At 69.9% G+C, this 19,234-nt stretch carries 17 protein-coding genes; 1 reads left to right on the top strand and 16 read right to left on the bottom strand.

Annotation, left to right across the window (positions count from 1 at the left end; all coding sequences use genetic code 11):
• Window positions 1-85: 85 nt before the first annotated feature.
• The 7 genes from EZ242_RS09715 to EZ242_RS09685 form a co-directional block, all read right to left on the bottom strand.
• Window positions 86-967, bottom strand: coding sequence for an alpha/beta fold hydrolase (locus EZ242_RS09715; RefSeq protein WP_135284934.1), 882 nt, complete (start codon window positions 965-967; stop codon window positions 86-88).
• Entirely contained in the window at window positions 964-1,989 is a 1,026-nt protein-coding gene (locus EZ242_RS09710; protein ID WP_135284933.1) for a M14 family zinc carboxypeptidase, read from the bottom strand. The genes EZ242_RS09715 and EZ242_RS09710 overlap by 4 nt, the downstream gene beginning before the upstream one ends.
• A 21-nt stretch (window positions 1,990-2,010) precedes the next feature.
• Entirely contained in the window at window positions 2,011-3,345 is a 1,335-nt protein-coding gene (gene glmM / locus EZ242_RS09705) for a phosphoglucosamine mutase (RefSeq protein ID WP_135284932.1), read from the bottom strand.
• Window positions 3,342-4,199, bottom strand: coding sequence for a dihydropteroate synthase (gene folP, locus EZ242_RS09700; RefSeq protein WP_135284931.1), 858 nt, complete (start codon window positions 4,197-4,199; stop codon window positions 3,342-3,344). Before folP ends, glmM begins: the two co-directional genes overlap by 4 nt.
• Window positions 4,200-4,236: 37 nt before the next feature.
• A complete protein-coding gene (locus EZ242_RS09695) occupies window positions 4,237-5,157 on the bottom strand; it encodes an aldose 1-epimerase (protein WP_135284930.1) in 921 nt (306 codons plus the stop codon).
• A gap of 117 nt (window positions 5,158-5,274) precedes the next feature.
• Window positions 5,275-7,185, bottom strand: a complete 1,911-nt coding sequence (gene ftsH, locus EZ242_RS09690; RefSeq protein ID WP_135284929.1) for an ATP-dependent zinc metalloprotease FtsH — start codon at window positions 7,183-7,185, stop codon at window positions 5,275-5,277.
• Between the two features lie 117 nt (window positions 7,186-7,302).
• Window positions 7,303-7,965, bottom strand: coding sequence for an RlmE family RNA methyltransferase (locus tag EZ242_RS09685; RefSeq protein WP_135284928.1), 663 nt, complete (start codon window positions 7,963-7,965; stop codon window positions 7,303-7,305).
• 34 nt (window positions 7,966-7,999) lie between these two features.
• On the opposite strand from EZ242_RS09685, the gene EZ242_RS09680 reads away from it, so the two are divergent.
• Complete coding sequence (locus EZ242_RS09680; protein WP_135284927.1) at window positions 8,000-8,473, top strand: YhbY family RNA-binding protein; 474 nt, start codon at window positions 8,000-8,002, stop codon at window positions 8,471-8,473.
• 117 nt (window positions 8,474-8,590) lie between these two features.
• On the opposite strand, the gene EZ242_RS09675 is transcribed toward EZ242_RS09680, so the two are convergent.
• From EZ242_RS09675 to lpxA, 9 genes are all read right to left on the bottom strand, one after another.
• Window positions 8,591-8,998, bottom strand: coding sequence for a DUF4149 domain-containing protein (locus EZ242_RS09675; protein ID WP_135284926.1), 408 nt, complete (start codon window positions 8,996-8,998; stop codon window positions 8,591-8,593).
• A gap of 125 nt (window positions 8,999-9,123) precedes the next feature.
• Window positions 9,124-9,603 carry a transcription elongation factor GreA gene (gene greA, locus EZ242_RS09670; protein ID WP_135284925.1) on the bottom strand — a complete coding sequence of 160 codons (480 nt, stop codon included), beginning with the start codon at window positions 9,601-9,603 and terminating at the stop codon, window positions 9,124-9,126.
• Window positions 9,604-9,713: 110 nt separating this feature from the next.
• A complete protein-coding gene (gene carB / locus EZ242_RS09665) occupies window positions 9,714-12,980 on the bottom strand; it encodes a carbamoyl-phosphate synthase large subunit (protein ID WP_135284924.1) in 3,267 nt (1,088 codons plus the stop codon).
• Between the two features lie 5 nt (window positions 12,981-12,985).
• Window positions 12,986-14,155: a glutamine-hydrolyzing carbamoyl-phosphate synthase small subunit gene (gene carA, locus EZ242_RS09660; RefSeq protein ID WP_135284923.1), complete on the bottom strand. Its 1,170-nt coding sequence runs from the start codon at window positions 14,153-14,155 to the stop codon at window positions 12,986-12,988.
• Window positions 14,156-14,332: 177 nt separating this feature from the next.
• Entirely contained in the window at window positions 14,333-15,721 is a 1,389-nt protein-coding gene (gene yjjJ / locus EZ242_RS09655; RefSeq protein ID WP_135284922.1) for a type II toxin-antitoxin system HipA family toxin YjjJ, read from the bottom strand.
• Window positions 15,722-15,819: 98 nt separating this feature from the next.
• Window positions 15,820-16,611 carry a TrmH family RNA methyltransferase gene (locus tag EZ242_RS09650; RefSeq protein WP_135284921.1) on the bottom strand — a complete coding sequence of 264 codons (792 nt, stop codon included), beginning with the start codon at window positions 16,609-16,611 and terminating at the stop codon, window positions 15,820-15,822.
• On the bottom strand, window positions 16,608-17,324 hold the full coding sequence (rnhB, locus tag EZ242_RS09645) for a ribonuclease HII (protein WP_135284920.1): 717 nt from the start codon (window positions 17,322-17,324) through the stop codon (window positions 16,608-16,610). The genes EZ242_RS09650 and rnhB overlap by 4 nt, the downstream gene beginning before the upstream one ends.
• Window positions 17,296-18,432, bottom strand: coding sequence for a lipid-A-disaccharide synthase (gene lpxB / locus EZ242_RS09640; RefSeq protein ID WP_135284919.1), 1,137 nt, complete (start codon window positions 18,430-18,432; stop codon window positions 17,296-17,298). Before lpxB ends, rnhB begins: the two co-directional genes overlap by 29 nt.
• Window positions 18,429-19,229: an acyl-ACP--UDP-N-acetylglucosamine O-acyltransferase gene (gene lpxA, locus EZ242_RS09635; RefSeq protein WP_135284918.1), complete on the bottom strand. Its 801-nt coding sequence runs from the start codon at window positions 19,227-19,229 to the stop codon at window positions 18,429-18,431. The genes lpxB and lpxA overlap by 4 nt, the downstream gene beginning before the upstream one ends.
• Between the last annotated feature and the right edge of the window lie 5 nt (window positions 19,230-19,234).

Below are 19,234 nucleotides of genomic sequence, written 5' to 3'. Positions count from 1 at the left end.
TGACTCTCCTCGCTACGGGTTGGCGGCAGTGTGCGAAGAAAGAGTGACTCGACGGTGGCAGTTGCGTGGCAGTTGGATGACAGCGTCACGGGGGCGGAGCGGGCGGCGAAGCGATGCAGCTTCTCGCGCGGCCCCCATCCCTGCCTTCCCCCAGGGGGGGAAGGTGACACCCCCCCTCCCCCTCTGGGGGAGGGCCGGGGTGGGGGCCACGCGCGGCAGCCCAGCCCCGCAGTTCGCCGATGAGCCACGCGGGATCGTCCAGAGGCAGGTCATGTCCGGCCCAGGGGTGCTCCCGAAGGGGAAGGTCCCAATGGCGCGCCAGATCGTGCGAACAGCGCGGCGACACCAGCCGGTCGCCTGCCGAGCACAGCACCAGCAAGGGGACCGGCGGCCGGGCGGGCGCGCGATAGCGGGCGGCCGCCACGAGCTGCCGCAGCACGTTGGCGCTGGTGACCGGATGCTGCTGCGCGAGGGCCGTCCAGCGCGCGAGCGCCTGGCCGTGCCGCTCGGGAGCCGCGCTGGTCATGCCCAGGATGGCGCGCTCGCGCCTCGGCGCGCCCACGCCCGGGAGCAGCAGGCCGAGGATGCGCGGCCAGTGCACCGGCCGCAGCCGCGCCCAGGGCGGGCTGAAGCGGGCCAGGCTGGTGTTGACCAGGGCGCAGGCCCGGGCTTCGTGCGGCGCCACTCGCGCCCACTCCAGCGCCACCATCGCGCCCAGGGACAGGGCCACGACCTGCATGGGGCCGTCCGCCCGCTCGCGCGCGAGCGACTCGCGCAGCGCGGCGACCATGGCGCGCACGCTGGCCGGGCTCGGCTCTGCGTGCCGGGCGCCCAGGCCCGGCAGGTCGGGCGTGAGGACGCGGTGGCCGGGCCCCAGGGCGCCCGCCAGGCGCTGCGCGAAGTCGCCCCAATGGCCACTCTCGCGTGCCAGTCCACGCAGCAGCACCCACGTGCCTGGCGCCCTCATGCCGGCTTGCCGCCCCACCAGCGCTGCAGCCCCGCCTGCCGGTGCGCCTCGCGAGCTTCGCCCTGGGGCAGCCAGCGATGGCTTGACGCACACGCGCGCACCAGGAAGTCGAGCAAGGGGAAATGGCGCCGCAGCACGCGATGCTCGCGGTGCGCCACCAGCGGGTTGAAGATGCCCGCGCGCGAGAACAGCTGGCGCGGGTTCTTGCGCACCCACAGCCAGGAGCCCATCTCAAGCGTCAGCGGCAGGAAGGTCCCCTGCCCCGCCGCGCAGGCGCGCAGGTACAGGTGGTCCCAGAGGTCACCGTGGGTGAGGTACTGCGCGCTCTGCGGCTCCACGAGGTAGGGGTGGTGGCCGTGGCTGTTCTCGAAGATGCGGTGCAGCGCATGCAGCGCGTCCAGGTGCGGGATGGGCCCGCGCCGGTGCGCGTAGGGAAACCACAGCCGGTCGCGCATGCCGAAGCCGGAGTGGCAGTCCAGCGCGAGGGCGAAGGGCCGCCCGAGCAGCTCGCGCTCGACCAGTTCGCACAGGGCGGCGCTTTCCGGCTCCATGGCGGCATCCGCGCGGCCGCGGTACCAGGGCAGGCCCGACCACAGGCGCTGCCCGCCGACCAGCGGCGCCACGCGCTCGCGCGCCTGCAGCGGCGCGTTGCGCATCAGGTCCACGCCGGCAGGGTTGGCGCGGGTGCCGCGCAGCATGCCGCCCGGGTTGACCACGGGCATGAAGACGATGCGCACCTGCTCCAGCAAGCGGTGCAGGCTGTCGTCCCAGGACAGGCGCATGACCAGGCTGCGCAGGTACTCGATCACCACGCGCGCGCCGATGCGTTCCAGGCCGTGGACGCCGCCGAAGAAGCCCACGGCCGGCACCTCGGGCGCGCCGTTTCCCAGTGCGATCTCGTACAGCGAAAGCGGCGCACCGCCTTCGTGCGGCACCGCGTGCTCGCGCACATGGAGCCACTCGCCGCCCTGGGCGAGCACGGTGTGCAGCGTGTCCAGCTCGGGGAGCGTCGCGGCAGGCATGCGCGGCTCCTCGCGGGGGCCTCAGGAGGCCTGCAGCGCCTGCGCCAGGCGTTCGGCGCTGCGCCGGGCCAGCCCCTCGTCCGCCGCTTCGACCATGAGCCGCAGCACCGGCTCGGTGCCACTGGCGCGGATCAGCACCCGGCCGCTACCCGCCAGTTCGGATTCGACCGCCTGCCGCGCCTGCGCGAGCCGGGGGCTGGCCTGCCAGTCCTGCCCCGGCGCGAGCCGCACGTTGAGGAGCGTCTGCGGGAACAGGCGCACCGGCTCCAGCAGCTGCGCCAGCGTCCTGCCGCTGCGGGCGCAGGCCTTGAGCACCTGCAGGGCGCTGACCAGCCCGTCGCCCGTGGTGTGGTGGTCCAGGGCCAGCAGGTGGCCCGAGCCTTCGCCGCCCAGCAGCCAGCCGCGCCGCTCCAGTTCTTCCAGCACGTAGCGGTCGCCGACCTTGGCGCGCACGAACTCCAGGCCGCGGGCCTTGAAGGCCAGTTCCACCGCCATGTTGGTCATGAGGGTGCCGACCGCGCCCGCGACCGCTTCGCCGCGTGCGAGCCGGTCGTCCACCATGACATAGAGCAGTTCGTCGCCGTTGTAGAGGCGGCCCTGCGCATCCACCAGTTGCAGGCGGTCGGCGTCGCCGTCCAGTGCGACGCCCAGGTCGGCGCCCTGCTCCCGCACGGTGTGCGCCAGCGCCTCGGGATGGGTGGCGCCCACCTCGCGGTTGATGTTCAGCCCGTCGGGCGCGCAGCCGATGCAGTGCACGTCGGCCCCGAGCTCGTGGAACACCATGGGCGCGATCTGGTAGGCCGCGCCGTGGGCGGCATCGACCACGATCTTCATGCCGCGCAGGCTCAGCCGGGGATCGAAAGTGCTCTTGCAGAACTCGACGTAGCGGCCGGCCGCGTCGTCCAGCCGGCGCGCCTTGCCCAGGGAGGCGGAATCGGCCCAGACGGGCGGCTCGGCCAGCGCGGCCTCCACCTCGCGTTCCCATTCGTCGGAGAGCTTGGTGCCCTGGCCGCTGAAGAACTTGATGCCGTTGTCGGCGAAGGGGTTGTGGCTGGCGCTGATCACCACGCCCAGGCTGGCGCGTTGGGCCCGCGTGAGGTAGGCCACGCCGGGCGTGGGCAAGGGGCCCAGCAGCACCACGTCGACCCCCGCGGAGTTGAAGCCGGATTCGAGCGCGCTTTCCAGCATGTAGCCGGAGATGCGCGTGTCCTTGCCGATCAGGACCGTGGGGCGCGCCTCGCGCCGCTTGAGGACGCGGCCCACGGCGTGGGCCAGGCGAAGCACGAAGTCCGGGGTGATGGGGGGCTGGCCGACGGTGCCGCGAATGCCGTCCGTGCCGAAGTATTGTCGGGTCATGGGGCGATTGTCGTGGCTGGGGCGCCCGCCTGGGCTAGGACGGCGTCGCGTACGCGCAGGGCCGCGACCGTCTCGCGGACATCGTGCACGCGCACGAGGTGCGCGCCCCGCTCCACCGCCAGCAGGGCTGCCGCCACGCTGGGCACGAGCCGCTCGCCGGGCGCGCAGCCCGTGACGGTGCCCAGCGAGGACTTGCGCGACCAGCCGACCAGCAGCGGATGCGGACCGGCGTCCAGCGCGGTCTGGCGCGCGAGCAGCGCGAAGTTCTGCCCGGGCGTCTTGCCGAAGCCGATGCCCGGGTCCCAGGCGATGCGATCGGCCGCCACGCCGCGCGCCTGCAGGGCCGCGGTGCTGGCCGCCAGCACCGCCCGCACGGCGGGCAGCGGGTCCCCTTCCATGGGCGCGAGCTGCATGGTGCGCGGCTCGCCGTGCATGTGCATCAGGCACACGCCGCAGGCGCCGTGCGCGGCCACCGCATCCAGCGCACCCGGCTGGCGCAGGGCCCAGATGTCGTTGACGATGTCCGCGCCCAGGTCCAGGGCCTCGCGCATGATCTGCGGCTTGTAGGTGTCCACCGAGATCGCCACGCCCAGGCGCAGCGCCTCGCGCAGCACGGGCAGCAGGCGGCGGCGCTCTTCCTCCAGGGGCACGGGCGCCGCGGCGGGGCGGCTGGATTCGGCACCGAGGTCGAGGATGTCGGCACCCTCCTCGAGCAGCCGCTCGCAGTGCGCCAGCGCGTCGGCCGGGCCGGCGAGGTGGCCGCCGTCGGAGAAGGAATCGGGTGTGAGGTTGACGATGCCCATCACCCGGGGGCGACCCAGGTCGATGCGAAAGCGCGTGGTCTGCCAGTGCATGCGCGGATTGTGCGCGGCGCCGGCGCCCGTCAAGGCTTCAGGTCAGCGAGGGCAGCAGGGTGAAGCTGGCGGCCAGGCGCTCATCCGGCGCCACGCGCGAGCCGCCCACCGGGCCGCGGCCGTAACGGGGCAGGAGGTTGAGCCAGTCGGTGCACTGGCTCACGGGCTCGGCGCAGAAGTAGTCGGCGTGCGCGGGGCTGTAGACCACGAAGTACGCGAGCAGCGGGTCCGAGCGCATCAGCAGGCTGCGCACCGGGCCGTTGTCGTCGGCCGGCCAGTCGATGCGCGCGGCGTGGTCCCAGCCGACGAAGTTGTTGTCCAGGACCAGTTCGCCGAGCACGGCCCCCGTGCGCAGCCGGTCCACCACCTCGCCCGTCTCCAGCACGGTGGGCAGCAGCTCCTCGTCGCTGCGCCACATGGCCGCGAGGTTGGCGGACAGGCGCGTGCCGGGCGGGTGCGGGAAGTAGGGATGGTGGCCGATGCCGGCGGGCATGGCCGCATCGTCCTGGTTGGTCACGCTCACCGTGACCTTCAGCGCGCGCTCGTCCAGCTCGTAGCGCTGCTGCGCGAGAAAGCGCCAGGGCCAGGCCGGGCTCGCCTCCACCTGCAGGCTCAGGTCGATCGCGTGCCGGCTGGCATGGTCCACCGTCCAGGGGCGCTGCCAGCCGATGCCGTGGAGTGGATGCGGGGAGTTGTTGCCCGGGTGGTTCGAGGGAAAGCGGATCTCGCGCCCCTCGAACCGCGCGAGTCCGTTGCGCAGGCGGTTGCAGAACGGCACCAGCGGAAAGCTGGACATGCCCAGGGGATGGCGCAGCTCGATGCACTGCCGGTCGGCCGGCCGCACCCAGTGCGTGCGGCGATGCCCGCCGCCCTCGGTCCAGAAGCCGGCCAGCGAACCACCCACCTCCGGGACGATTTCGGCCCGCAGTTCGCCGGCCACCAGTCGCAGAAGATCCATGCGCCCAGTGTGATGAAAATCGGCCCCGGCATGTGTGACATGCCGGGTCCGTTGGGCAGCAGTTTGTTAGAGCGCGAGGGGCGGTCTGCTGCGCCCTTCCCGCCTTCCGGGCACGCCTCAGGCGGCGTGCGGCGCGGGGTCGGCGACGGGGGCGCCGCCGGAGTCACCGCCGCCGGAGGACGGCGTGCGGGGCGTGAAGTCGCGCGGCGGGCGCGGCGGCTTGCCGGCCATGATGTCGTCGATCTGCTCGCTGTCGATGGTTTCCCACTCCAGCAGCGCCTTGGCCATGGCGTGCATCTTTTCCTTGTTGTCCTCGATCAGCCTGCGCGCCAGGGCGTACTGCTCGTCGATGATGCGGCGCACCTCGCCATCGACCTTCTGCATGGTCTGCTCGCTCATGTTGGTGGTCTTGGTGACCGAGCGGCCGAGGAAGACCTCACCCTCGTTCTCGGCATAGACCATGGGACCGAGGGCGTCCGTCATGCCGTACTTCATGACCATGTCGCGGGCCAGGTTGGTCGCGCGCTCGAAGTCGTTGCTGGCGCCGGTGGTCATCTGGTTCATGAACACCTCTTCCGCGATGCGGCCACCGAAGAGCATGCTGATCTGGTTGAGCATGTACTCGCGGTCGTAGCTGTAGCGGTCCTGCGCCGGCAGGCTCATGGTCACGCCCAGGGCGCGGCCGCGCGGGATGATGGTGACCTTGTGCACCGGGTCGCACTTGGGCAGCAGCTTGCCGATGATGGCGTGGCCGGACTCGTGGTAGGCGGTGTTGCGCCGCTCTTCCTCCGGCATGACCATGCTCTTGCGCTCGGGACCCATGAAGATCTTGTCCTTGGCCTTCTCGAAGTCCTGCATCTCGACCACGCGGGCGTTGCGGCGGGCGGCCATGAGGGCGGCTTCGTTGCAGAGGTTGGCCAGGTCGGCCCCGGACATGCCCGGCGTGCCGCGGGCGATGATGCTCGCGTTGACGTCCGTGCCGATGGGGATCTTGCGCATGTGCACGTTCAGGATCTGCTCGCGACCACGGATGTCGGGCAGCTGCACGTACACCTGGCGGTCGAAGCGGCCCGGGCGCAGCAGGGCGGCGTCCAGGATGTCCGGGCGGTTGGTGGCGGCCACCACGATCACGCCCAGGTTGGTCTCGAAGCCGTCCATCTCGACCAGCATCTGGTTGAGGGTCTGCTCGCGCTCGTCGTTGCCGCCGCCCAGGCCCGCGCCACGCTGGCGACCCACGGCGTCGATCTCGTCGATGAAGATGATGCAGGGCGCGTTCTTCTTGGCGTTCTCGAACATGTCGCGCACGCGGGCCGCGCCCACGCCGACGAACATCTCGACGAAGTCCGAACCGGAGATGCTGAAGAACGGCACCTTGGCTTCGCCCGCGATGCCCTTGGCCAGCAGCGTCTTGCCGGTGCCGGGGGGGCCGACCAGCAGCAGGCCGCGCGGAATGCGACCGCCCAGCTTCTGGAACTTCTGCGGATCCTTGAGGAAGTCCACGACCTCCTTTACCTCTTCTTTCGCTTCGTCACAGCCTGCAACGTCAGCGAAGGTGATCTGGTTGTTGTTCTCGTCCAGCATGCGCGCCTTGCTCTTGCCGAAGCTGAACGCACCGCCCTTGCCGCCCCCCTGCATCTGGCGCATGAAGTACACCCACACGCCGATCAGCAGCAGCATGGGGCCCCAGCTCACCAGCAGGGTCATGAGAAGCGAGCCCTCCTCGCGCGGCTTGACGTCGAACTTGACGTCGTTGGCGATCAGGTCGCCGACCAGTCCGCGGTCGAGGTAGGTGGCGGTGGTGCGGATGCGGCGGTCGTCATTGGTGACGGCCACGATCTCGGTGCCACTGGGGCTTTCCTGAATGACGGCGTTCTTGATGCGCCGGTTCTTGACCTCCTCCAGGAAGTCGGAATAGCCCATCACACTCGCCCCGGCGGCGCCGCGCGTGTCGAACTGCTTGAAGACGGTGAACAGCACGAGGGCGATCACCAGCCACACGGCCACCTTAGAAAACCACTGATTGTTCAACGCGATCTCCGGGAAGAGAGTACTTCGGCCATAACGGCCATATTGCGGCTCATTCTAGGTGTTTCAAGCAGGGCAGCCATTCCAAAAGGCTACAGCGCCCATAGCCACTGCCCGGGTTCAGCGCGGCGGCTTCGGCCCGATGCCGACCAAGAAGGTCTCGGAAGACTTGTCCCGCGACGCCTTGGGTTTCAGAGGCTTCACGATGCGGAAAGTTTCCTTGAACAGTTTCACCAGCTGGCTGTAGCCGCTGCCGTGGAAGACCTTGGTGACCAGTGCGCCCTCGGGCTTCAGGTGGGCCGTGGAGAACTCGATGGCCAGCTCGACCAGGTGCGCGATGCGCGCCGCGTCGGAGGATTCGACGCCCGAGAGGTTGGGCGCCATGTCCGAGACCACCACGTCGGCCTTGCGGCCGGCCATCGCGGCCTCCAGGCGGGCCAGCACCTCGGGCTCGCGGAAATCGCCCAGCAGGAAGGCGACGCCCTCGACCGGCTCCATGGGCAGGATGTCCAACGCGATGATGGTGCCGTCCAGCGCGCCCACCGCCGCGCCGCCCGGCGAGAGCTTGCGACGCAGGTACTGGCTCCAGGCGCCCGGCGCCGAACCGAGGTCCACCACCAGCTGCCCGGGGCGGATGAGGCCCAGCGCCTCGTCGATCTCCTTGAGCTTGTACGCGGCGCGGGCCCTGTAGCCCTCCTTCTGCGCGAGCTTGACGTAGGGGTCGTTGACGTGGTCATTGAGCCAGGCCTTGTTGACCTTCCTGCTTTTGGTTTTGACTTTCATGGCGCTTCCTGCGTCAGAAGATAATAGGCGGCTTATGTCCGCCCTCGAACTTTCCATTGCCGAGCGCAAAGCGCATCGGGCCGAAGCCCACCACCTCGACCCCGTGGTCATGATCGGCAACGACGGGCTCACGCCGGCGGTCAAGAAAGAGACCGATGCGGCGCTCAACGCGCACGGCCTCATCAAGATCCGCGTGCTGGGCGACGACCGCGTCCAGCGCGAGGCGATCTACCGCGAGCTCGCCGATGAGCTGAACGCCGCGCCCATCCAGCACATCGGCAAGCTGCTGGTCCTCTGGCGGCCCAAGCCCGAGAAGGTCCGCGCCGAAGACGAGGACCGCAAACCCGGCCCGCGCGATTTCAAGGTCCTCAAGTACAGCAAGCGCGGCGGCCAGCGGCCGGAGGTCACGACGGTGCGCGTGCTGGGCAACCAGCGCCTCACGCCGGGCGGGCAGGTCAAGCGGGCCAAGCCCAAGCAGAAGTCGGTGAAGAAGGGCCGCCTGGGCTGACCTCGCGGCCCCCTCCCCCTCTGGGGGAGGGCTGGGGTGGGGGCCACGGGCGCAGACCCCACTTCTTCTCGCCTCCGCAGGCCCCCCTCCCAACCTCCCCCCACAGGGGGAGGGGCTTTATTCCTTCGCGCCGGCCAGTCTCCACAGCGCGAGGCCCGCGCACACCCACTGCAGCAAGTACATCGCACTCCCAACCGAGTGCCACACCCGCAGGTTCTCGCGCGCCACGATCCGCGGCGCCACCCCGAACTCCACCAGCAGTGCGAGCAGCAGGCCGGCGATCACCAAGCCTTGGAGGGGCCTCGCCATCGAAGCAGAAGCGTCGCGGGTGGCCAGCAGCAGCACGAGCGCGCAGCCGACGGCCACCCAGGTCTGCGCACTGAAAAGCCGGGCCGCCGTGCCGCCGGCCAGGGCCGGGCTGGGCAGGTGGGCGAACAGCAGCGGCACGACCCAGAACCCGACGGCGCTCAGGCTGCCCCACCACAGGGCAGCCGTGAACAGGGCCAGTCGCTCGCGGGCGGCCATGATTCAGAAGGCGTGAAGGAACCGCAGCGAGCGGCCCGAGGTGGCGCGGAGCATCGCAGCCGTACGAGCGTACGGCGAGAAGCGCAGGCGCCAGATCGGGACGCGCAGCAGGTTCATTCACACCTTCAGGCGTAGCGGACGGCGATGATCTCGTAGTGCTTGAGCCCGCCGGGCGCCTGCACTTCGGCGGTGTCGCCCTCTTCCTTGCCGATGAGCGCGCGGGCAATGGGGCTGGACACGTTGATCAGGCCCTCCTTCAGGTCGGCCTCGTCCTCGCCCACGATCTGGTAGGTGACCTGCTCGCCGCTGGCTTCCTCTTCCAGGTCCACCGTGGCGCCGAACACCACCTTGCCCCCCGCGTCCAGGTCGGACGGGTCGATGACCCGCGCGGCCGCGAGCTTGCCCTCGATCTCCTGGATGCGCCCTTCGATGAAGCCCTGGCGGTCCTTGGCGGCGTCGTACTCGGCGTTCTCCGACAGGTCGCCCTGGGCGCGCGCTTCGGAAATGGCGGCGATCACCGCCGGGCGGTCCACGGTCTTCAGCCGATGCAGCTCGGCCTTGAGCTTCTCGGCGCCGCGCTTGGTGAGGGGGATGGTGGTGGCCATGTCTCTTGCAGTTATCAGGTTCAAAAGCGAAACCGCCGGTCGTTGCCAACCGGCGGTGCGTTCGCACGATTATGCCCAAGGCGGATGGGCCGCCCCGGGGTGGGGTGGGCTCAGGCCGCCAGCTGCGCGTGCAGCTCCTGGACCGAGTACACGTCCAGGTTCTCCATGTACTTCATGCCCTCGACGGCCGCCTCGGCGCCGGCGATGGTGGTGAAGGTGGTCACGCGAGCCAGCAGCGCCGAGGTGCGGATGGCGCGGGAGTCGGCGATGGCGTTGCGGCGCTCCTCCACCGTGTTGACGACCATGATGATCTCGTTGTTCTTGATCATGTCCACCACGTGCGGGCGGCCCTCGGTCACCTTGTTCACGGTCTGGCAGGCGATGCCGGCCGCCGCGATGGCCGCTGCCGTGCCCTTGGTGGCCACGAGCTCGAAGCCCATGTCCACCAGCTGGCGCGCGACCTCGACGGCACGCGGCTTGTCGCTGTTCTTGACCGTGAGGAAGACCTTGCCGGTGGACTTGCCGTCCGCATCGCGCGGCAGCGGCAGGCGCGTGCCGGCGCCCAGCTGGCTCTTGACGAAGGCCTCGCCGAAGCTCTTGCCCACGCCCATCACCTCGCCGGTGGACTTCATCTCGGGGCCGAGGATGGTGTCCACGCCCGGGAACTTGACGAAGGGAAACACCGCTTCCTTGACGCTGAAGTATGGCGGCGTGACCTCTTCGCCGATGCCTTGCGAATCGAGCGACTGGCCCACCATGCAGCGGGCGGCCACCTTGGCCAGCTGGATGCCGGTGGCCTTGCTCACGTAGGGCACCGTGCGCGAGGCGCGCGGGTTCACCTCCAGCACGTAGATCACGTCCTGGCCGTCGATCTCCTGGATGGCGAACTGCACGTTCATGAGGCCCACCACGTTCAGCGCCTTGGCCATCGCGGCGGTCTGGCGCTTGAGTTCGTCCACCGTCGCCTTGGACAGTGAGTACGGCGGCAGGGAGCAGGCCGAGTCGCCAGAGTGCACGCCGGCCTGCTCGATGTGCTCCATGACGCCGCCGATGAAGGTGCGCTCACCGTCCGAGAGGCAGTCCACGTCGCACTCGATGGCGTCGTTCAGGAAGCGGTCCAGCAGCACCGGCGAGTCGTTAGAGACCTTGACGGCCTCGCGCATGTAGCGCTCCAGGTCGCGCTGCTCGTGGACGATTTCCATGGCGCGGCCGCCCAGCACGTAGCTGGGGCGCACGACCAGCGGGTAGCCCAGCGAAGAGGCTTTCTCCAAAGCCTCGGCTTCCGTGCGGGCGGTGGCGTTGGGCGGCTGCTTCAGGCCCAGCTCGCGCAGCAGCGCGGAGAAGCGCTCGCGGTCCTCGGCCGCGTCGATCATGTCGGGGCTGGTGCCGATGATGGGCACGCCTTCGGCTTCCAGGCCCAGCGCGAGTTTGAGCGGGGTCTGGCCGCCGTACTGCACGATGACGCCGGTGGGCTTTTCCTTGTCCACGATCTCCAGCACGTCCTCCAGCGTGAGCGGCTCGAAGTAGAGGCGGTCGGAGGTGTCGTAGTCGGTGGAGACCGTCTCGGGGTTGCAGTTGACCATGATGGTCTCGTAGCCGTCCTCGCGCAGGGCGAGGGCGGCATGGACGCAGCAGTAGTCGAACTCGATGCCCTGGCCGATGCGGTTGGGGCCGCCGCCGAGCACCATGATCTTCTTCTTGTCGGTGGGCTGCGCCTCGCACTCGTCTTCATACGTCGAGTACATGTAGGCCGTGTTGGTGGCGAACTCGGCCGCGCAGGTGTCCACGCGCTTGTACACCGGCCGCACCTTCAGCGCCCGGCGCTGCTCGCGCACGGCCTTGTCGGTGGTCTTGAGCAGCTTGGCCAGGCGCCGGTCGGAAAAACCCTTGCGCTTGAGCATGCGCAGCTGCTTCGCATCCAGCGAGGACAGAGCGCCCTGGCCCTTGGCCTCGGCGATGCGGTCGAGTTCGAGTTCGATCTTGATGATCTCCTCGATCTGCACCAGGAACCACTTGTCGATCTTGGTGAGGTCGTGCACCTCGTCCACGCTCCAGCCGGCGGCGAAGGCGTCGCCCACGTACCAGATGCGCTCGGGGCCCGGCTCGCCCAGCTCCTTTTCCAGCACCTCGCGGTCCTGGGTCTTCTCGTTCATGCCGTCCACGCCGACTTCCAGGCCGCGCAGCGCCTTCTGGAAGCTTTCCTGAAAGGTGCGGCCCATGGCCATGACCTCGCCCACGGACTTCATCTGCGTGGTCAGGCGACTGTCGGCCTGGGGGAACTTCTCGAAGGCAAAGCGCGGGATCTTGGTGACCACGTAGTCGATGCTCGGCTCGAAGCTCGCGGGCGTGGCGCCGCCGGTGATCTCATTGCGCAGCTCGTCGAGCGTGTAGCCCACGGCCAGCTTGGCCGCCACCTTGGCGATGGGAAAGCCCGTGGCCTTGGAGGCCAGCGCCGAGGAGCGCGAGACGCGCGGGTTCATCTCGATGACGATCATCCGTCCGTCCTGCGGATTGATCGAGAACTGCACGTTGGAGCCGCCGGTGTCCACGCCGATCTCGCGCAGCACCGCCAGCGAGGCGTTGCGCATGATCTGGTATTCCTTGTCGGTGAGCGTCTGCGCGGGAGCGACCGTGATGGAGTCGCCCGTGTGCACGCCCATGGGGTCGAGGTTCTCGATGGAGCACACGATGATGCAGTTGTCCGCCTTGTCGCGGACCACTTCCATCTCGTACTCCTTCCAGCCGAGGAGCGACTCCTCGATCAGCAGCTCGTTCGTGGGCGAAGCCTCGATGCCGCGCTTGCAGATGGTCTCGAATTCCTCGGGGTTGTAGGCGATGCCGCCACCCGTGCCGCCCAGGGTGAAGCTGGGGCGGATGACGGCCGGGAAACCCACGGTCTTCTGCACGGCCCATGCTTCGTCCAGCGTGTGCGCGATGCCCGAGCGCGCCGAGCCCAGGCCGATGCGCGTCATCGCTTCCTTGAACTTCTGGCGGTCCTCGGCCTTGTCGATGGCCTCGGGCGTGGCGCCGATCAGCTCCACCTTGTACTTGTGCAGCACGCCATGGCGCCACAGGTCCAAGGCGCAATTCAGCGCGGTCTGGCCGCCCATGGTGGGCAGGATGGCGTCGGGCCGTTCCTTGGCGATGATCTTCTCGACCGTCTGCCAGGTGATGGGCTCGATGTAGGTGACGTCGGCCGTGGCCGGGTCGGTCATGATCGTGGCGGGATTGCTGTTGATCAGGATGACCTTGTAGCCCTCCTCGCGCAGCGCCTTGCAGGCCTGCACGCCGGAGTAGTCGAACTCGCAGGCCTGGCCAATGATGATGGGGCCCGCCCCGATGATGAGAATGCTCTTGATGTCTTGACGCTTGGGCATGGGCTTTATTTCTTGGCTTGGTCCATCAGGCCCGTGAACTTGTCGAACAGGTAGCCGATGTCATGGGGGCCCGGCGAGGCTTCGGGGTGGCCCTGGAAGCAGAAGGCGGGCTTGTCGGTGCGGGCCAGCCCCTGCAGGGTGCCGTCGAAGAGGCTCACGTGCGTGGGGCGGACATTGGCGGGCAGCGTCTTCTCGTCCACCGCGAAGCCGTGGTTCTGGCTGGTGATGGAAACGCGGCCGTTGTCCAGGTCCTTGACCGGGTGGTTGGCCCCGTGGTGGCCGAACTTCATCTTGAAGGTCCTGGCGCCCGAGGCGAGCGCCATGAGCTGGTGGCCCAGGCAGATGCCGAAGGTGGGGTAGCCGTCCTCGATCAGCTCGCGCGTGGCTTCGATGGCGTAGTCGCAGGGTTCCGGGTCACCGGGACCGTTGGAGAGGAAGACACCGTCCGGGCTGAGCTTGCGCACCTCCGCGGCGGACGTCTGCGCGGGCACCACGGTCACCTTGCAGCCGCGCTCGGCCAGCATGCGCAGGATGTTCTTCTTGACGCCGTAGTCGAAGGCGACCACGTGGTAGCGGGGGTTCTCCAGCTTGCCGTAGCCGCTTCCGAGCTGCCACTCGGTCTCGGTCCACTCGTAGGGCCGGGTGGCGGAGACGACCTTGGCGAGGTCCTGGCCGTTCATGGCCGGCGCCTGCCGGGCCTGGGCGACGGCCTCCTCGAGGTGCGCGGGAGTGACCTCCTGGCCGGCCGGAAGCGCCAGGATGCAGCCGTTCTGCGCCCCCTTTTCGCGCAGGATGCGCGTGAGCTTGCGGGTGTCGATGTCGCTGATGCCCACGGTGCCTTCGCGCTGCAGGTACGCAGACAGCGTGAGCGTCTCGCGGAAGTTGGAGGCGATGAGCGGCAGGTCGCGGATGATGAGGCCCGCGGCATGGACCTTGGCGGCTTCGACGTCCTCCTCGTTGACTCCGTAGTTGCCGATGTGCGGGTACGTGAGCGTCACGATCTGCCGCGCGTAGCTGGGGTCGGTGAGGATTTCCTGGTAACCGGTGAGCGAGGTGTTGAAGACGACTTCGCCGGTGGTGGAGCCGGTGGCTCCGATCGAATTGCCAACAAAGACCGTGCCGTCCGCGAGCGCCAGGATGGCGGAAGGCTGCGAGGCCTGTTGAGACAAAAGCACTGGGTTCTCCGAATGATTGACGGGTACGCCCAAACGCGCGTCGAGCCGCTCGAAAGAGCGTGGGCTCGAAGCCGCTTTTGTTCAGGGATTGGCGGGGGCTGCGCTAGGCGTACGGATTTGCGGGAAAGCCGCCGATTATAGCCTTGGGCCTCATCGGCGCTGCCGCCGGAAAGCTCGTCACGCCACGCTGGAGGCGCGGCGCAAGGCGGAGGCGGCGCGCTCGCATTCCGTACGGAACGGCGCGCTGATCCGGGTGTCCTGCGCGGCGGCTTCCCAGAAATCCAGGGCGACCCGGCAGGCCTCGTGCCAGGCCGTGCGCTCGCCCGGCAGGGGCAGCGGCGGATCGAATTCCCGCGTGGGCGCCTCGCCACCGGGCAGCGGCGCCTGCAGCATGGGCAGCATGTCGTAGGCGGGTGCCAGTTCGAGCCGACCCGCGTGGGGGCGGAAGCTCAGGTTGCCGGCGTGCATGTCGGTGTTGGCGATCAGGCGGCCGAACCACCAGAGGCGCTGCAGGCGCAGCACGTCCTCGCCCGCGATCAGGTGCTCGGCCGCCAGGTGTCGCGCGACGGCGCTCCAGTCGCTCACGTGCATGCCGATCAGGGCCGCGTTGAGGCTGTCCAGCGTCGCGAGCGGGCTGCGACCGAACTCGCCGTGGCGATCGAAACGCTCGACCTCCAGGAAGGTGCGGCCGGCGTGCGCGAGGATGCGGCTGCGCGCCGCCAGCACGCCCGGCAGCGCGCGCATGTGCGCCAGGGCCAGGTGCTCGCAGACCAGGAGGTCGGACCATCTCCGCACGGCGGGCGAGTCGTCGGCGCCCGAGAACTTCACCAGCACGTGGGGCGTGTCGCTGTCCCTGCCTTCAGGTGCGAGGCGGCGCGCGGCGAACTTCGGGAACTCGCCCGCCGCGCTCGATCCGGGCACGCCGACGGTGACCGCCTGCTCGGCCAGGCGGGCATAGGCCTGCGCCGTCTGGCCAGCTTCCAGCGGCGGCGCGGCGTCCCGCCGGCTGCGCTGCCAGGCGCGAAAGGCCACATCGCCGATGACGAGGTTGCCGCTGGCGTCGCTGCCCCGCTGCAGCAGGACGTGAAGCACGTCGTCATCCGTCCATGCGCGCGGGTCGGGCGCGACGCCGAGCTGCTCATGCTCGGCGCGCGCGAACAGCCGACCCATGTAGCCCTGCGGGCGCATGTCCAGGACCGGATACGGCAGGCCGGGCCACCAGCCGCCGCGTGCCTCGTCGGGCACGGGCCAGCCACTGGGTTTCAGGTCGAGCCAGCTGCGGTCCGGTCGGAGCAGGACCAGCCGCCCGGCCTCGTGCGCCTGCCCTGCGGCGTCGATGGCATACACGGGCCATTCGCCCTGCCCGCCCCGGAGCGCACGCTTCAAGCCGTAGCGCGTGCGGCGCGCCTTGCCCGCCGTGTGCAGCTCGCCGGCTGGCAAGGCCTGCAGCATGCGGTGGACGGTGGGAACGCTGACCTGCAGGGCCTGCGCCAGGGCGCCGGCGGACGCGGGCACCCACCGCGCCAAGGCGAGGCGCAGCTTGCTCAGGTCCGCATGTGCTTCCACGACAGCCTCCTTGAGAAGATTGTCGAGAAGATTCTATGGCACAAAGTCGATAACAATCAACGACTTGGGGAAAACCACCCTGATCGTCCCGAGAAGATTCAGCCGGCGATCGCGCGCCCGGCGGCGCTCGCGTGCAGGCAGATCGCGGCGGCCGTCGCCACGTTGAGCGACTCCTCTCCACCGGGCTGCACGATGCGCACGGCCGCCGCCGCGCGCACCTCCAGCGCGGCCGAGACGCCCTGCCCTTCGTGGCCGAACACCCAGGCGCAGGGCCAGGGCAGCCGGGCCTGGGCTTCGTGCAGGAACTGGCCGCGGTGCGAGCTGGTCACGAGCAGCGGAACGCCCAAAGCGTCCAGGGCCTGCGGGTCCGCCGCATCCACCAGGCTCAGCCCGAAGTGCGCGCCCATGCCCGCGCGCAGCACCTTGGGCGACCAGAGGGCAGCGGTGCCCTTGAGCGCGATCACCTGGCCGAAGCCGAAGGCCGACGCGCAGCGCAGGATGGCGCCGACGTTGCCGGCGTCCTGCAGGCGGTCCAGCACCACCGAGGGCGCCTGCGGATCGATGGCCGGATGGGGCGCCAGTGGCAGCACGAAGCCGATGGACGCGGGCGATTCCAGCCCGCTGATGCCGGCGAAGAGCGGATCGGGCAGGACCACGATGCGGGCGGCCCCGAGCGCCCACTGGCCCGCCTCGCGCGCCCATGCGCTCTCCGCGAAGACGGCGGTCTCGGGCTGGACGCCACGCGCCAGGGCGGCCCGGCACAGGTGCTCGCCCTCCAGCCAGACCTGCCCCGCGCGCCGGTAGGCATTCGCGTCCTGCGCGATGCGCCGCAGCTGCTTGAGCCAGGCGTTGTCGCGTGACTGGATGAGGTCGATGCGCGCCGGGTTCACGCAGCCAGCCGGTCCGGGTCGCTGCGCTCGAAGCGATCGATGGCGTGCAGCTCGCCGGCCAGGGCCGCGGCCACCGGCGCGAAGAAGCGCCGGTGATGCCGGCAGGCGCCGTGCTCGCGCAGGGCCTGCAGGTGCTCGCGCGTGCTGTAGCCCTTGTGCGAGGCGAAGCCGTAGTGCGGGAACTCCTCGTGCAGCTGGGCGCAGAGCCGGTCGCGGTGGACCTTGGCGATGATGGACGCCGCCGAGATGGACTTGACCAGCGCGTCGCCATCGACGATGGCCTCGGCCAGCACGTCGATCTGCGGCAGGCGGTTGCCGTCCACCAGCACCTTGGCGGGTTTCAGGCGCAGGCCTTCGACGGCCCGCTTCATGGCGAGCATCGTGGCGTGCAGGATGTTGAGCGTGTCGATCTCCGCCACGCTGGCTTCGGCCACCGAGCAGCACAGCGCTTTCTCGCGGATCTGGTCGTACAGGCGCTCGCGTTGCAAGGGCGTGAGCACCTTGGAGTCCGCCAGGCCGCGGATGCGCTTGCTGTCGTCGAGGATGACCGCGGCTGCCACGACGGGGCCGGCGAGCGGGCCGCGTCCGGCTTCGTCGACGCCGCAGACCAGGCCGATGGGGTCCCAGTCCAGGCGCGCCTGCACACGGCTGCGGGCGGGCCTCCGCGCGGCGCGCGCGGGGGGCTCAGGCCTGGAGGACTTGCTGGATGGCATCGGCGGCGAGTTGGGGTGTGTCACGCCGCAGCGCGTGGTGCAGGGCGTCGAATTTCGTCTGGACGGCCGCCATTCTGTCAGGCGCGTCGAGCCAGTCCAAGAGGGCGCGCGCGAGTCGCTCGGGCGAGGCTTCGTGCTGCAGCAGCTCGGGCACGGCCATCTCGCGAAGCAGGATGTTGGGCAGGCCCACCCAGGGCTGCAGCGCCTGCCGTCGCATGATCTGCCAGCTGATCGCGTTCATGCGGTAGGCGATCACCATGGGCCGCTTGAAAAGGGCCGCCTCCAGCGTGGCGGTGCCGCTGGCGATGAGGGTCAGGTCGCAGGCGGCCAGCACCTCGTGCGAGCGCCCCTCGACGATCTTCAGGCCCTCGGCCAGGCCGGCGCGGCGAGCGGCCGCCTCGATCTCGGCACGCAGGCGCGGCACCGCCGGCACCACCACGCCAAGGCCGGGTCGTGCGCGCGCGACGCGCGCCGCCGCCGCGAAGAACACCTCGGCCAGGTAGCGGATCTCGGAGCTGCGGCTTCCGGGCAGCACGGCCAGCACCTCGGCGTCTTCCGCGAGGCCGAGGCGGCGGCGAGCGGCGGCGCGATCGGGCTGCTGCGGGATGACGCCCGCCAGGGGGTGCCCGACGAACGTCCCCGCGATGCCCTCGGCCTGCAGCAGCGCCGGCTCGAAGGGAAAGAGGCACAGCATGTGGTCGACGCTGCGGCGGATCTTGGCCATGCGGCCGGCGCGCCAGGCCCAGACCGAGGGACAGACGAAGTGGACCGTCTTCACGCCCTGCGCGCGCAGGTCGGCTTCCAGGTCGAGGTTGAAGTCGGGCGCATCGACGCCGATGAAGAGGTCGGGCCGCTGCGCCAGCAGGCGCGCCTTGAGCGCACGGCGGATGCCGACGATCTCGCGGTAGTGCCGCAGCACTTCCACGTAGCCGCGCACGGCGAGCTTCTCGTAGGGCCAGTCGGCCCGGAACCCCTGCGCCGCCATGTGCGGACCGCCGATCCCCCAGCTTCGCAGTTCGGGCCAGCGCTGCTTCATGCCGCCCAGCAGCAGGCCGGCCAGCAGGTCGCCGGAGACCTCACCGGCGACCAGGGCCGCGCACAGGCTCATCGCACGATGCCGCGCTGCGCCGACACGCCGGCCAGGAAGCCGAGCATGAGGTCCACGTCGGGCGAGGCCTCGGGCGTGGTGGTGGCGATGCCGCGGATGCGCGCCTGTGCCTGCTCCAGGGTCAGGCCGTCGCGGTACAAGGCCTTGTGCATGGCCTTGACGGCCGAGACGCGCACCGGACCGAAGCCGCGGCGGCGCAGCCCCTCGAAGTTCATGGAGCGGGCCTGCGCCGGCTGCCCCTGGCTCATGACGAAGGGCGGCTGGTCGGCAAAGAGCAGCGAGCACATGGCCGTCATGGCGTGCGCACCGATGCGCACGAACTGGTGCACCACCGTGAAACCACCCAGGATCACCCAGTCGCCCACCTCGACATGCCCGGCCAGCTGCGAGTTGTTGGCGAAGATGGTGTGGTCGCCCACGATGCAGTCGTGCGCCAGGTGCACGTAGGCCATGAGCCAGTTGTCGTTGCCCACGCGCGTGATGCCGCCGCCCGCGGGCGAGCCGATGTTGAAGGTGCAGAACTCGCGGATGGTGTTGCGGTCGCCGATCACCAGCTCGCAGGGCTCGCCTGCGTACTTCTTGTCCTGCGGAATCGCGCCGAGGGAGGCGAACTGGAAGATGCGGTTGTCGCGGCCGATGGTGGTGTGGCCCTCGATCACGCAGTGCGGCCCCACGGTGGTTCCGGCGCCGATGCTCACGTGTGGGCCGATGACGGTGTACGGCCCGATGCTGGCCGTGGGGTCGATGCGGGCGCCCTCGGCGACGATGGCGCTCGGATGGATCTGCGGGCCTTCCATGGACC

Source organism: Ramlibacter rhizophilus (assembly GCF_004681965.1).
Taxonomy (GTDB): Bacteria; Pseudomonadota; Gammaproteobacteria; order Burkholderiales; family Burkholderiaceae_C; genus Ramlibacter; species Ramlibacter rhizophilus.
The sequence above is the reverse complement of the archived record's forward strand: the minus strand, read 5'-3'. Positions and strand labels throughout refer to the sequence as shown.

What these genes read in the sequence shown, in the direction of transcription:
- EZ242_RS09715 (WP_135284934.1), bottom strand. Translation starts at nt 967, where the DNA reads ATGAGGGCGCCAGGCACGTGGGTGCTGCTGCGTGGACTGGCACGCGAG.
- EZ242_RS09710 (WP_135284933.1), bottom strand. Translation starts at nt 1,989, where the DNA reads ATGCCTGCCGCGACGCTCCCCGAGCTGGACACGCTGCACACCGTGCTC.
- glmM (WP_135284932.1), bottom strand. Translation starts at nt 3,345, where the DNA reads ATGACCCGACAATACTTCGGCACGGACGGCATTCGCGGCACCGTCGGC.
- folP (WP_135284931.1), bottom strand. Translation starts at nt 4,199, where the DNA reads ATGCACTGGCAGACCACGCGCTTTCGCATCGACCTGGGTCGCCCCCGG.
- EZ242_RS09695 (WP_135284930.1), bottom strand. Translation starts at nt 5,157, where the DNA reads ATGGATCTTCTGCGACTGGTGGCCGGCGAACTGCGGGCCGAAATCGTC.
- EZ242_RS09685 (WP_135284928.1), bottom strand. Translation starts at nt 7,965, where the DNA reads ATGAAAGTCAAAACCAAAAGCAGGAAGGTCAACAAGGCCTGGCTCAAT.
- EZ242_RS09680 (WP_135284927.1), top strand. Translation starts at nt 8,000, where the DNA reads ATGTCCGCCCTCGAACTTTCCATTGCCGAGCGCAAAGCGCATCGGGCC.
- EZ242_RS09675 (WP_135284926.1), bottom strand. Translation starts at nt 8,998, where the DNA reads ATGGCCGCCCGCGAGCGACTGGCCCTGTTCACGGCTGCCCTGTGGTGG.
- greA (WP_135284925.1), bottom strand. Translation starts at nt 9,603, where the DNA reads ATGGCCACCACCATCCCCCTCACCAAGCGCGGCGCCGAGAAGCTCAAG.
- carB (WP_135284924.1), bottom strand. Translation starts at nt 12,980, where the DNA reads ATGCCCAAGCGTCAAGACATCAAGAGCATTCTCATCATCGGGGCGGGC.
- rnhB (WP_135284920.1), bottom strand. Translation starts at nt 17,324, where the DNA reads ATGCCATCCAGCAAGTCCTCCAGGCCTGAGCCCCCCGCGCGCGCCGCG.
- lpxB (WP_135284919.1), bottom strand. Translation starts at nt 18,432, where the DNA reads ATGAGCCTGTGCGCGGCCCTGGTCGCCGGTGAGGTCTCCGGCGACCTG.
- lpxA (WP_135284918.1), bottom strand. Translation starts at nt 19,229, where the DNA reads ATGGAAGGCCCGCAGATCCATCCGAGCGCCATCGTCGCCGAGGGCGCC.